Origin of the sequence: Pseudoalteromonas tetraodonis (genome assembly GCF_002310835.1) — a bacterium.
GTDB lineage: Bacteria > Pseudomonadota > Gammaproteobacteria > Enterobacterales > Alteromonadaceae > Pseudoalteromonas > Pseudoalteromonas tetraodonis.
The window spans coordinates 2,621,998-2,636,197 of the sequence record NZ_CP011041.1; the positions used below are offsets into that span (position 1 = coordinate 2,621,998).

General features: G+C 42.8%; 7 protein-coding genes. 2 read left to right on the forward strand and 5 right to left on the reverse strand.

Annotation, left to right across the window (positions count from 1 at the left end; genetic code table 11):
• The first annotated feature begins 44 nt into the window (after positions 1–44).
• A complete protein-coding gene (locus tag PTET_RS12285; protein ID WP_096038702.1) occupies positions 45–1,172 on the forward strand; it encodes an FAD-dependent oxidoreductase in 1,128 nt (375 codons plus the stop codon).
• On the opposite strand, the gene PTET_RS18980 is transcribed toward PTET_RS12285, so the two are convergent.
• The 4 genes from PTET_RS18980 to guaB all read right to left on the reverse strand — a co-directional run bounded on the left by PTET_RS18980 (position 1,160) and on the right by guaB (position 12,059).
• The gene (locus PTET_RS18980) at positions 1,160–1,306 is read right to left on the reverse strand and encodes a hypothetical protein (protein ID WP_157740501.1); all 147 of its coding nucleotides are present in this window, start codon (positions 1,304–1,306) and stop codon (positions 1,160–1,162) included. The two genes, PTET_RS12285 and PTET_RS18980, sit on opposite strands and share 13 nt — an antisense overlap.
• A 249-nt stretch (positions 1,307–1,555) precedes the next feature.
• Positions 1,556–6,643, reverse strand: coding sequence for a PKD domain-containing protein (locus PTET_RS12290; protein WP_096038703.1), 5,088 nt, complete (start codon positions 6,641–6,643; stop codon positions 1,556–1,558).
• Between the two features lie 2,263 nt (positions 6,644–8,906).
• Complete coding sequence (gene guaA / locus PTET_RS12300; protein ID WP_010387703.1) at positions 8,907–10,484, reverse strand: glutamine-hydrolyzing GMP synthase; 1,578 nt, start codon at positions 10,482–10,484, stop codon at positions 8,907–8,909.
• 105 nt (positions 10,485–10,589) lie between these two features.
• A complete protein-coding gene (guaB, locus tag PTET_RS12305) occupies positions 10,590–12,059 on the reverse strand; it encodes an IMP dehydrogenase (protein ID WP_008110278.1) in 1,470 nt (489 codons plus the stop codon).
• Positions 12,060–12,193: 134 nt separating this feature from the next.
• Between guaB and xseA the strand changes: the two genes are divergently transcribed.
• On the forward strand, positions 12,194–13,528 hold the full coding sequence (xseA, locus tag PTET_RS12310) for an exodeoxyribonuclease VII large subunit (protein ID WP_013465703.1): 1,335 nt from the start codon (positions 12,194–12,196) through the stop codon (positions 13,526–13,528).
• 15 nt (positions 13,529–13,543) lie between these two features.
• On the opposite strand, the gene PTET_RS12315 is transcribed toward xseA, so the two are convergent.
• Positions 13,544–14,188, reverse strand: a complete 645-nt coding sequence (locus tag PTET_RS12315; RefSeq protein ID WP_036953494.1) for a hypothetical protein — start codon at positions 14,186–14,188, stop codon at positions 13,544–13,546.
• Positions 14,189–14,200: the final 12 nt, after the last annotated feature.

Genomic DNA, 14,200 nt, shown 5'->3' on the forward strand with positions numbered 1-14,200 from the left:
GACCAGTGATAATCACTTTTTTCTTAAAAACTGGGAAGATTTAAATGAGTTCAATTAAACATATAGCCATTATAGGTGCAGGTGTTGCAGGCCTTGCGTTAGCGATATTTGCAAGAAAACAAGGTATCAAAGTTACCTTATTCGAAAGAAACACCAGCTTTTCTACAATCGGTGCTGGCGTTACGTTATGGCCTAATGCGACCTTTGTGCTTGAGCAGCTAGGTCTAATAGATGATTTCACCCAGTGTGGGGGTCAGCCAGTTGCTATGCGACAGTACGACAAACAAGCCACTCAATTGGGTGAGTTTAATATTCAAACACTAAACTCTCTGTGCGGCTTTCCAACTATTAGCATATTACGTCGTGACTTAATAAAGATACTCGCCGAGCGACTAGAGAAACTGGGTGCCACTATTCACTTCAACCAAGCCGTCAATACTCAGGACATTGCGCAATTAAAAGATAAGTTTGACCTTATAGTAGGCTGCGATGGACGAATGCAGTCGAAAGCTCGAGAGTATCTGTATAAAGTGCCTATGCCAACTAAATACCAAGGCTTCATTAATGTAATAGGCATCAGTGAAATTGACCTAACTCCTTTTGAGCAGACAATTCATGACTTTAGAGATAATAATGAACGCTTTGGTATAGTACCTGTAGCAAACCAACATTGTTATTGGGCTGCTGCATGGCCTAGTGAACTTGATAAAACGAAATCAATGGAGCAGTGGTTTGAAGAAATGCATGAGCGTTTTCAGGATTGGCCTAAAAAAGTTCAACAGGTACTTAATAGCTATAATCCACGCAGTTTAAAACGCATATTTGTACATGATATCGACCCACTTCCCTGTTGGCACAATGAGAATCTCATTATTATCGGAGATGCTGCACATGCTTCCTTACCCACATCGGGACAAGGTGCTAGCCAAGCGCTTGAAGATGCTTGGCACCTAGCTCAATTATTTAAGACAAAATGTAGCCTCAATGTTATTTTGAAGAGGTTTTATGAAACTCGTATTCATAAAACCTCCAGCGCCCAAAACATGGGTAGACTAGTAGCCCAGCATATCTTTAAACAATCATCTAACTCGGCCACAGATGCACCAAGTATATCCGCAGAAGAGCTCAGTCAACTCTATATGCAAGGACTAAACTTAACTCATACCAAATGATAACCGTCTAAATAACAAAAACCCGCTTCAAAAAAGCGGGTTTTGGCCAAAGTAGAAAATTCTGTCATATCACGACGAAGTTCTTGTTTCTCTTTAATACTAAGCCTCCCCGGATCAGAAGTGGTTCTATCCACCTTGTGTCGCCAACTTGTCGCTGTACATTTTAGATAGCGCATCAAAACATTGGTTACCAGCAAGAAGCCTCAAAGGGTTCATATATCCACTATTACAATCGATACCGTCCCATCGATATAATGGAGACGATAATTCTGTTTAGGCCGTGAATCGGCTTAACTTACTGTCGGGAATTAGTTGACTGCTACAAAGCTCGAGATAAAACCCCACACTCTCTGATGTGTGGGGAACTTTATGTAATAGGCTATTTACATAGCAGGTTGAATGCCGTTAGGACAAGCACCTGGTGAGCCTGTGCCAGGAATAGTGGCCGGCACTGTTGGCACTGGGTAATCGCTCTCTAGTAATTGTATGGAATTGTGGTTGACTGCCGGTACGGTTTCAATATTACACCCGCGAGCGCCACCTGATTCGAAGCCACCACCGACTTTACCTTTACAAATGAAGGAGCAACTAAAGTGCGCATCTTGTAAATCGTGCACGTTATACTGCTGACAGCCAACAGCGGGGTCAGTGCCAACGGAAATGAGTTTACCTAACCATGCAGAGTTTTTTGCCCGACTCTCCAACTCTTTATTCACTGTTTCAGCGGTGGCACATCGACGTGTCACATAACGTGATCCATCAATGAGGTTTTCGACATCATTGATACAATATTGATATTTGTAAAACTCAGCGGAAGCCAATGATTCAGGATTACCAGCAGCATCAGAGCCACAAACAGCAGTCTTGTGCGAGCGCTCGCAGATAAATTTCGGTCCACGGCACACATCGCATGATACTGGTGATGTCGGTGTTGGGTTAACCTCATCTCCTCCACGGCTGTTTTTGATAGGCAAGGTGGCGCTGACCGTTTGACCTTTAGTATCAGTGACCGTCAGCGTAATATCCCCTCCGATATAGGTGCATTCACTCGCAGGTTTGCTAATGGTTGCCGTTGGGTTGTCGGTTGTTTCACCACTTAGCACCACGCCTTTGGCTGGCGGTGTCCAGCTATAGGTATAGGGTGGTGTGCCACCGGTAATTACCGGTGCATGCAAACTTACTAACTTATCGATACCATTTAGCGAAGTCAGATCCGCGTTTATGCTTTTAAGTGCGGCTGTCAGTTTGCGACTGTCGACTAACGGTAAAGTTGCCGGAGCTGCTGGTTTGATCAGCACTGTATAACTTTGGTTGCCAGCCTGATAATGACCTGGCGTATCACCAGCTACTATGTCGAGTTTATAGGTACCAGCAGTGCCTGTTTGCGGGTTGATGCTAATGGTAGCTGCATTTAGAGGAGCGAAGGTATCGGCTGGCGCGGTACTCGGCGTAACGGTCCACGAAATAGTCGTTGGCGTTATCGGTGCAGAACCTACGCTGCTTATAAAATCTACAGTAACATCTAACTTTGGATCACCTTCAGTTAAGGTTATGTCTGTTGCACTTTTTGGCATTACAACAATAGTCGGTTCATAAACCACGACATTTATCATGTCTTGCTGCGAAGCACCACCTACTATTGGCATCCCGACCACAGTAAAAGTGAGCGTTGTATCGCTCGTCACATCAGGTGCCGTAAATGAGGCGTTATATTGATTGGCACCACTTAGCGCAACTATTGGTATTCCTGCCGTTTGCGTCCATTGATAACTGGCGAGACTGCTGCCCGTTGCATTTAGAATAACTGTTTGCCCTGCGCGCACGCGCAGATCAGCACCAGCACTAATACTAGGCGCAGCCAATACTTCCACCATCGCCGTTTGTGATATTTTATTACCTGTTCCTTGTGCGGCAAAAGTGAAGATATATTGGTTCTCGTTTCCATAGGCTGGAGCGATAAAGGTACTGGTTAAACTGCGAACATCGCCCTTGACGCTGCTATTGCTGAGCGTAATGGTACTGGCCGCCGTAGGAAGTTGGCTCCACGTTAAACTTTGCACCGTTGCAGGGCTGCTTGAGTCTGCATCGATCACCGTACCGACTAAACTAACGATTTGTCCTTCATTGACATAAAGAACAGGAGTAACATGTGCCGATATATCGGGCTGGCCTTGCACTGTAACTGTTACTTGGTCTTTTTTGACTCGACCATTACTAGTAACCGAGAGTTCAAATACCAGGTCTTCGCTGGTGCCCGCAGCTTTAGCTGGAGAGGTAAATGATGCATTCAAAGTATTTGCATTTTTTAAAGGGGTGACATCTGAGCCTGAAATCTGCGTCCAAGTATAAACTGGTTCATTGGCATGTTGCACACTGCCGTGCAACTGCACATCACTTAAACTTTCAGCAATAGAAAAATCATTACCAGCGCTGACCAGTAAAGGTAAAGCGGGTACGGTCACAACAACGCTATCTTTAGCCGTATTACCCAAACTGTCGATTACCGTCAGGTTGTAGTTAAGCTCTACTTCATGGGTCAGAGACGGCGCGATAAATGATGGGTTCGCATCACTGATACTGCTTAGTGCGGCATTCGTATCATCTGTCCAACTATAGGTGTAGGGCGGTTTCCCTCCTGCAACATTCGCATTTAAGTACCCCGTTTGCGAGGGTGATAAATCAAAGTCGGCGCCCAAGTCGACACTCATGTGGCGATCTTGAATGGTCACTGCAACCGTGGCGGTAGCCGTATTGACCGAATCCGTTGCCGTAACTTGCAGTTTGATCTTAGTATCAGCATCCACATTGGGAAGATCTAAGCTTGCATTCGATGAGGATCCGTTGATAATGCTTGTTTTCGTCAGCGATGTTGTGCCGGCATCAGCAAGAGTCCATGCATAGCTTACCGCACCATCGGCATCTTTAGCCGATGCCAATAAATTGAGGGTATTACCTTCAGCCAATGTGCGTGTTGCTGCACCAGCTGTTACTTGCAAAACATTGTTCACATGGTAAGTGACACTATCGGTAGCAGAGCCGTTAGCCGTATCATTTACTATCACTTCAAGGGTCACAGTAGCAGGGCCATTCGGTGCGATAAAGCTTGGAGTAGCGGTGTTTGGATCTGTAAGGCTAATGCCTATACTAGTGGTTTCTACCCATAAATAACTGAGTGAACCAAAGGTGTTGCCAAGACTGACTCTCGGCTTCACTGTCTCATTTGCAGTTACGGTCGCATCATTAGAGGCGGTTACCATTAACGGCAACTTCGGTGGTGCGACTACTGGATCAACTGTCACAGTCATTTGTGCTTTTGCTAAGGCTGACCCATCGCTCACTTCGACTTCTATTACAATATCTTGATGGCCGCTCACACTAGGAGCGGTGAAACTTGGCGAATCCGTTTTATCATCTGCAATCGTAATGGTTGGGCCACTTAATTGCGCCCACTGATAGTTTAAGGGACCACTGGCGTTCATCACTGTCGTTTTTGGGTGCACCACATGACCACTGTATACGCTTTCATGCCCAGCCATACTGAGCGCAAGTGTGGGTTTGCTTGGCGCATTAACAGGTACTGCCTGAAACTGAGTATCAGTAGTTTTAGTAATCACCTTACCTTCAGGTGAGGTATAGGTAATGGTTGCCTGAAGCTTAATGTTGGTATTACTGCTTACTGATGGCGCATTAATGATGGGCTGAGCTGTATTGTCACCAGCAATTATCAAGTCATTAGGTTTTGGATTTGGCTCAATCACCGTCCATAGGTAAGAAAGAGATGCCCCGTTATCTAAAGGGGGGACATGGACATCGATGCTTGGTTTAAAAGTTTTGCCGGATTCTACCTGAACAGGAGCTGCTGTACTGACTCCAGGGCCTGTTGCCAAGTGACTACCTATTTGGTTTTGATGAGGTGCCAGCTTAAATACAGGTTTAGCGGTATAAAGTAGCGAATCGGAAACAGTATTGGTGCCATCTGTCACAGTAACATTGACTCTAATACCTGTTTCTGAATTGACATTTGGCACAACAAACACAGGGTGCTCTGTTGTCGCATCTGTAAAGGCAACATCGCTACTCTCCCACAACACTGATACACGATCAAGCGTACTGGTGATAGTTGCTGCAGGATACACAAAATCCCCTTCTTCAACTAAACAGTTGGTGGTGCAGCCCTTTGGTTTAATAATCTGTACCGACAAAGGCGCAGTTGCCTTCACTTGAATATCGTGTGTAATACTCACTTGATGGCCATCGGCATCAGTTACTTGTACTACCCATTGAAAATCGGTATCGGTTGTAACCTCTGGCGGCGTAACCTCGGTAGTTTTTCCATTAACACTACTTATCATAGCGTCTGGACCTTTTGTTTGCGTCCATTTATAGGTAAAAGGCCCCGTGCCACCATTAACCTCGGCAGTCAAACTAACAGAACCATGACCATTGTATACTTGATGCTTAGCACCTTGCTGAGGCTGTAAAGGTCCAGGCTTTATTTCTACTAGCTGTGTCTGTGATGTGCTTTTCCCGCTACTGACTTCCGTAGCTGTTACTTTAAATTCGAGTTTTCCCGGCTGCTTAGGCGCAATGAAAGATGTGGTTTGGCTGGCACTGTCTATTAAGTCTACTGTGGTACCGCTCACTTGCTGCCATTCATAGGTGAAGCTTCCACCGCCACCAGACTTTTCGGCTTTTGCTGTTAAGTGGACTGTCTGCCCTGAAGTGCTTTGCTTAACTGTATGTGACGATTGAGAGTTTGCATCAACTTTGCCCGTTCCAGTATTAATCTGGTTAACAAAGCTGATGCCCGTTGGCTTAACCGTGAGAACCACAATCGTATCAAACAACAAGCCGCTGGCGTCTTCAGTTTGTGCTGAGAAAAATAACTCTGTGTCCTGAAAAACATTAGGTGCTGTAACCTCGACTCGATTATCTATTTGTTGCCAAGATACTGTTTGTTCACTTAATAGTTCCCAACTTATCTCCTTGTCACTATCAACCAACCCATTAACCGTATAAGCCGCATTTAAAATGACCTTGTGTTCAGAAGAAACTTCCGTTGGGCCTGTAACCTCTAATGACTCAACATCTCCAATAACGTCAACCGGTGAGGTAATGTCTATGGTGATATCCTTGCTTAGCGACATACCTGAGAAACTAGCTGTTACACGAATGCTAGCTTGCTCAATATTTGACGGTGCTACAAAGAACCCTTGGTTACTATTACTAACTAAGCCAAGTGGTAATACACTCTCTTCCATCCAAAGGTAACTCGCGCCATCAATATTTTGTCCATTTTGTTGTAACTGAACCTCAATCACTGCAGATTGACCCACTTCTACGGATAAAGGCGCTCGGACCAACTCAATTGTAAATTCTTTACTTGTATCTGAAGACACTGAGGTTCGGTCACAGGCCACTAGAAAGAATAGCATTAAAAGTAAACCAAAACCTTGACTAGGCAATTTCATAAGTAACAGTATCCTTATCATAAAAAAGATACAAAGTTTTAAGATTATTTAAGCCTAAAAAGCATAATCAAACTTAAAACTTCGATAACCTAAATTGATACTAGACTCAAAATTAAAACTCTGCAATTTGTCCCTTTTTCATGAATCAAAAGAACACGATCTTACTGTTAAATTAAGTCCTGTTCTCGCAGTTCAGCTTATTAGGGTTGCCACACTCTTAGATAAACTAGCCTTGGAGTCTTGTGATGTGCCTGCCACTGGTGGTTACAGAAACCAACTGACCGACCATTCCAGCGAGTAATTATCCACCACATTCCCTCCAAAAGTGCCTACCATTACTAAGCTGGTATGACACAAATTCCATAGACCAACGTTGATTTAACACTATTGTCTTAGCGCCTTGCGTTTCTTCACACCCGCCCTCTTCAGTGTCTAGGCGATAGGCTTGCTTTTAGCTCTGAATCCAGCATTTTCCTTTGAGCAAATCCTGTAACATAAGCTACCCACACAGGGGATATTTAATCGCCAGCGACTGAGCCCAACAAACTTATAAGCCACACATTCAGTGTACCAACAGGCACACCGATTAATTGAAGAACGTTCCACCGCTACCACACCTGATATATCAGTGACGGTACATCCAGATGTCAAAAAAGAATCGTATGTAAACGACTGTGATCATCTTTATCTATGGTTTTGTGCGTATTTTTATATTCGAAGTCTCTCGGAGCTGATCGGTAATGTTATAATCATAGCCTAGGCTCGATTTGGTTAAGTCAGTTGCGTTGACGATCAGGACGAGCGAGTCGAGTTACCGACTATTCTAAAAACTCTGTGTTTTACATTTAGTAATGATTAGTTAGCCAAACGAGTATAAGTAAAGTACTAAGAGAACTTTACAGGCTAATTAAAAATTATTTTAGCCTTTATAAAGTGTTAAATAAAACTGACTAGATATAATTAAATTTAAAGTAATTATTTTCGAAAATAGTTCTAAATATGTGTAACCTCTAAGAAAAGTGATGCTTAAAACCATTTCAATTTATTTTTAATCTTGTTTTAACTCAGCACCATAAAATACCCGCTACCTTACTCGCTTTATGTATTAGAGTTTTTACCCTTAGCAGAACAGTTTAATAGGTGAAAGGGCTCGAAGCTCGCAAAGACTAAGAGCTATTAATAGACATTAGCCTAAAAAGCCAAAGACGCATAAGCGTATTTTAATCTATCTGATATATAGTCGTTCAAACCTTATCTGATAATTCCTCGTTTTTAATTGCTGCCTATACAACTAAGTTCTTACTACTCGTCGACGTTTTAGTTCAGCTTTGACTCAACGTCTGAGCCCACTTTTTCTTCAGCAATTAACGGTCGTGAAACTGAACTTACTCTGCTTAGTTACCATTTTGCTTTTGATCCGATTTTTTTATAGCTCATTGATATTAAGGTATTTTTAATCAGTAGAGCACATTATAAATAATCAAGAATGCTACAGCACAAAAGACAGTATTATATTACTATATCACTTTAAAACTTTTCTGTTAGCTACCACTTTTGCACTCTATCTAACGGTCAAATTTCCCAAGAGATATCAACTCCAGTTCAGCTTCTGATTTAATCTGTATTTATGTGACACTCAAATTATTATTAGTCAATACACCATTCAAAGGTACTTCCATATCTAACAGCTTTAAGCTTACCTATTTTATGAATATCCATCGCGCTTTGAATCATATTTTACGCTCAAAATAACAATTTTCATCATTTCCATGTTAACCATATCACTTACCCCATTCTAAGTTGTTATACAACGCTTCTTAAAAATCGCTCGGTGAGTTAGCAGAAGGTCGAGAAAATATAGGTGATTACCTTCTTCACGACGAGTAAAATTTGCAGGGCATTTTCTTGGTTGATGAACTGTAGAGCGGCTAGTTAGATCGGTACATCATCACTGACTACGTACGGCGACCAAAGGGCCAGCGTCTTATTTTGTCGATTTGATCGACCGAACCATCATAAACTCGCCCTACCATCTTCAACCTATTTTGGAATACCTCCATTTTGTCAGCAATGATTTTCATCTTCAGGCAGTGCCCAGTGTTACGCAGCCACAGCCCTAAAAATAGAAGCCAGCACTACAACGAAAACTAATATCTCCGCAAGGTTTTTTAGGAAAGTAAAAATTCATTAAAAAGGCCAGTCAGAAATACTGACTGGCCTTTTTTTATCTAACAGAAACTAGATTAGGTTTTTACAACCAAGTCTATTCCCACTCGATAGTGGCAGGTGGTTTTCCTGAAATATCGTAAACAACGCGTGAGATACCGTCGATTTCGTTAATGATACGGTTAGAAACCACACCTAAAAACTCATACGGTAAATGTGACCAACGTGCAGTCATAAAGTCGATGGTTTCAACACAACGAAGTGAAACAACCCAATCATACTTACGTGCATCACCCATAACCCCTACCGACTTAACCGGTAAGAATACAGTAAACGCTTGGCTTACTTTATGGTAAAGCTCTGCTTTGTGAAGCTCTTCAATGAAGATAGCATCTGCGCGGCGAAGTAAATCACAGTACTCTTTTTTGATTTCGCCAAGTACACGCACACCTAAACCTGGCCCTGGGAATGGGTGACGGTAAAGCATATCGTACGGTAAACCTAGCTCTAAACCAATTTTACGTACTTCATCTTTAAATAACTCACGTAATGGCTCTACTAAGCCCATTTGCATGTCATCTGGTAAGCCGCCCACATTATGGTGCGATTTAATCACGTGTGCTTTACCAGTCGCTGATGCCGCTGATTCGATTACGTCAGGGTAAATTGTACCTTGACCTAACCATTTCGCGTTTTTAAGCTTTTTAGCTTGCTCATCAAATACATTAATAAACGTGTGGCCAATAGCTTTACGCTTATCTTCTGGGTCTGATTTACCTGCCAAGTCATTTAAAAATTGATCTTCGGCATCTACTTTAACTATGTTTAAGCCAAACTTATTGCCAAACATATCCATAACTTGCTGGCCTTCGTTTAAACGAAGTAAACCGTTATCAACAAATACACAGGTTAGGCGCTCACCAATAGCACGGTGAATAAGCATAGCCACAACCGATGAATCTACACCGCCTGATAAGCCTAAAATAACTTCGTCGTCACCTACAGTTTCTTTGATACGCTCAATGGCGTCATCAATTATTTTTGCTGGCGTCCATAATTTTTCACAACCACAAATATCAATAGCAAAACGCTCTAGTAAACGTTGACCTTGATGTGTGTGCGTTACTTCTGGGTGAAATTGTACACCGTAAAAGCGCTTTTCTTCGTTAGACATTGCAGCATGCGGGCAAGTAGATGTTTTAGCAGTGGTTTTAAACGTATCTGGAATTTCCATTACTTTATCACCGTGACTCATCCACACATCTAGTACGCCATTGCCGCCATCAGTAATATGATCTTCAATGGCATCAAATAATGCACAGTTACCCACTTTTTCAACTTGTGCGTAACCAAATTCTTTTTTATCTGAGCTATGTACACGGCCGCCAAGCTGCGTTGCCATAGTTTGCATGCCGTAACAAATACCAAGTACTGGAACGCCTGCATTAAATACATACTCAGGAGCACGCGGGCTATTTTCAAGCGTGGTTGATTCTGGGCCACCAGAAAGGATAATACCTTGTGGGTTAAACTCGCGAATTTGCTCTTCGGTTACATCCCAAGCCCAAAGCTCACAATAAACACCAATTTCGCGCACGCGACGGGCGATTAACTGCGTGTATTGTGAACCAAAATCTAAAATGAGGATTCGTGAATCGTGAATGTCTTTGCTCATGAAGTATCTCGTAAAGTCAGGTGCTAAACGCCACCAGCTTAAGCTGTGTGACTATATTAGGGCTAACAAAGGTTAGCCCACTTTTTTCAAGTTGTTAAAGGCTGATTAGCCTAAACGGTAGTTCGGTGCTTCTTTAGTGATTTGCACATCATGAACATGCGACTCACCCATACCAGCAGAAGTTACACGTACAAACTGTGGTTTAGTGTTTAGCTCTTCGATTGTGGCACAACCGGTTAAGCCCATTGCACTGCGAAGACCACCCACTTGTTGGTGAATAATGGTTGCAATTGGCCCTTTATAAGCAACACGACCTTCAATACCTTCTGGTACTAACTTGTCAGCTTGGTTTGATTTTTGGAAGTAGCGATCCGATGACCCTTCTTTTTGATCCATCGCACCTAGGCTACCCATACCACGGTAAGACTTGTAGTAACGACCTTGATAAAGTTCAACTTCACCTGGTGCTTCTTCAGTACCCGCGAGCATAGAGCCAACCATTACACACGATGCACCCGCAACCAATGCTTTTACAATATCACCAGAAAAACGAATACCGCCATCGGCAATCACTGGAATATCGCGACCTTTAAGGCCTTCAACCGCATCTGAAATGGCTGTTATTTGTGGTACACCACAACCAGTAACAATACGTGTAGTACAAATAGAACCTGGGCCGATACCTACTTTAACAGCATCAACACCAGCATCTGCAAGGGCAATAGCACCTTCGGCTGTCGCTACGTTACCCGCAACAATTTGTAAGTCTGGGTAAGCTTGACGAGTCGCTGCAACACGGTCAATAACACCTTGTGAGTGACCATGAGAAGTATCGATTAGTAGTACATCAACACCGGCTTCAACTAATGCAGCAATTCGCTCATCAGTGCCTGCGCCAACGCCTACCGCAGCACCTACACGTAAACGGCCTTGCTCGTCTTTACATGCATCTGGTTTGTCTTGTGCTTTTTGGTAATCTTTTACGGTGATCATGCCTTTAAGTTTAAACGCATCATCAACCACAAGAATCTTCTCAATGCGGTGTTCGTGCATTAAGCTTAAGATATCTTCGCGAGCCGTTCCCTCTTTAACCGTTACTAGGTTTTCTTTTTTCGTCATCACTGTTGAAACCGGCTGTTCAAGCTTAGTTTCAAAGCGCATATCACGACTAGTTACAATACCTACAAGGTTATTTTCGCTATCGGTGACCGGAAAACCTGAGAATCCCTTTTCCTGAGACAATTCAACAGCATCTGCAATAGTCAGATCGGCAGTAACTGTAACAGGGTATGAAACAATACCTGCTTCATAGGTTTTAACTTTACGAACATTTTTCGCTTGTTCTGCAATGGTCATGTTTTTATGAATAAAACCAAGACCACCTTCCTGCGCGAGGGCAATAGCTAAACGAGCTTCTGTAACAGTATCCATAGATGCTGAAATGAGCGGCAAGTTAAGTTTGATACCACGCGTTAAGCGAGTTGAAATATTTGCCGTATGTGGCAAAACAGTAGAATGACCAGGTACTAAAAGTACGTCATCAAAGGTAAGAGCTTCTTTAGCGATTCTAAGCATTTTGGCAACTTCTCACATGTGGATCTAAGATAAGGAATTGCGGCCAAATTTTAACAGCGTTGTAGGCACTAGTAAATAATATTTTGTATTTATTTATGATAAGCTAGATTTATAAATGTTTTTTGGTAGTTTTTATGTTTTCTAAGCCCTCGCAAACGGTTTATACCGTATCTCGCCTTAATCGTGAAATACGTGCCTTACTTGAACAAGGTTTTGCGTCTTTAGTACTCACTGGTGAAATTTCTAACTTTATTGCGCCTGCTTCTGGGCATTGGTATTTTTCGTTAAAAGACGATAAAGCGCAAATTAAAGCCGCCATGTGGCGAGGCAATAATCGCAACCAAAGTTACCGACCAATTAACGGCGCACAAGTAACCGTTAAAGCACGTGTATCTTTGTACGAACCCCGTGGTGACTACCAGCTTATTGTTGAACATATGGAACCTGCCGGCGAAGGGCAACTTAAGCAAGAGTTTGACGCGCTAAAAATGCGTTTGGCTGCAGAGGGCTTATTTAGCTCCGCTTATAAAAAGCCCCTGCCCCAAAACATAAATCGCATAGGGGTGATCACCTCACCTACAGGCGCCGCAATCAAAGATATTTTAACTGTTTTAAAGCGTCGTGCGCCGCAATTAGAAGTGGTTATTTACCCTGCGATGGTGCAAGGCAAAGAAGCGCATGGCCATTTAATCAAGCAAATAGAGCTGGCAAATTTACGTAATGAAGTCGACGTTATCATTCTCGGACGCGGTGGTGGTTCATTAGAAGATTTATGGTGCTTTAACCATGAACAACTTGCTCGTGCTATTTATCAAAGCTCGCTGCCCATTGTGAGCGCTGTTGGCCATGAAATAGATACCACAATTAGCGATTATGTCGCTGATGTTCGCGCCGCAACCCCTTCTGCAGCCGCAGAGCTCGTAAGCCCCAATACACAAGAGCTACATAATAGGGTTAATCAGTTAATTAATCGTTTAGCGAATGCATTTAAACACGACATTGCCGATAAACGCGCACTAGCCATACAATTGCAGCATCGCCTTAATTTATGCCACCCGCGCAATCAGCTAAACCAAAAATCACAACGCTTAGATGAGTTGAGTATTGCACTGCAACAGGCAATGCGTCAGCGTTTATATCAACAAGAACGCGTGTTAGCTAATTTAACACCCAGACTAATGCGCCAATCACCAGATAAAAAGCTAGCAAATGCAAACCATCAGTTAGCACAGCTCCATGCAAGGCTAAATCAAGCGATGCAGCAGCAACTACAACACGCAAATAATACGCTTGCCTTACAAGCAAGTCGGCTTGATTCGGTCAGCCCCCTTAATGTCCTAGCACGTGGTTATAGCATTACTAAAGCAGCGCAAAATAAAGTGGTTAAATCAGTGGAAGATGTAAAAGTGGGTGATGTGTTGATCACTGAGTTAGTAGATGGCCAGGTTATTTCAAAGGTAGAAGCTTAGCCATATTGCTAAGCGCTAGCCTTGCGTACTTACGGTAAACTCAATACGGGCATCGTTAGATTGAGATGCACTGAGTTTAAATTGCTGCCACCAAGGTTCAAGGTGAAGCTTATCGTTAAGCTCGCGCCATAATTTAGCTCCATAATTAACGGCATGTTGATTTATGGTAAGCTCAAACTTACAAATTGTTTGCTTACACTTTAGCGCTGTAAGCTCAGCGCTATCTGCAAACTCATTAATAATTAAAAAGTCAGTTAACGCGACTTCAAGCTCGTAACTCCATTCGAGATTATCAGCCTCTTGCTCAAACTGTATTGCGAGCTCATCATCAAGCTCTACACTTTCTAATTGATTTAACTTTAGCTGTTGTTGAGATTGCTTAAGCTGGATTGATTTTTTTTCAAGCCGCTGATTAAGCTCAACCACATGTTGTGCTAGCTGAGTTTGTTGATCAGCCGCTTGGGCTTTATTAACCTGCACTAAGCCTTGCAAAGTAGTTGGCTGATTATTGACTTGAGTGTTAGCCGAAGAGATTACAGCTTGTTTGGGCGCTGAGGAAACACGAGTGGAATCTTTAAAAAACAAAAAGTAACCACTTGCTAACGCCACGCCTGAAGAAAAACAGAGCAGCATAGCCACAAGGTTACTTTTATATATCATTTCTAGGTACTC

Bases quoted from the DNA above. Each gene is read 5' to 3' on its own strand.
- PTET_RS12285 (WP_096038702.1), top strand. From the start codon at position 45: ATGAGTTCAATTAAACATATAGCCATTATAGGTGCAGGTGTTGCAGGC.
- PTET_RS12290 (WP_096038703.1), bottom strand. From the start codon at position 6,643: ATGAAATTGCCTAGTCAAGGTTTTGGTTTACTTTTAATGCTATTCTTT.
- guaA (WP_010387703.1), bottom strand. From the start codon at position 10,484: ATGAGCAAAGACATTCACGATTCACGAATCCTCATTTTAGATTTTGGT.
- guaB (WP_008110278.1), bottom strand. From the start codon at position 12,059: ATGCTTAGAATCGCTAAAGAAGCTCTTACCTTTGATGACGTACTTTTA.
- xseA (WP_013465703.1), top strand. From the start codon at position 12,194: ATGTTTTCTAAGCCCTCGCAAACGGTTTATACCGTATCTCGCCTTAAT.
- PTET_RS12315 (WP_036953494.1), bottom strand. From the start codon at position 14,188: ATGATATATAAAAGTAACCTTGTGGCTATGCTGCTCTGTTTTTCTTCA.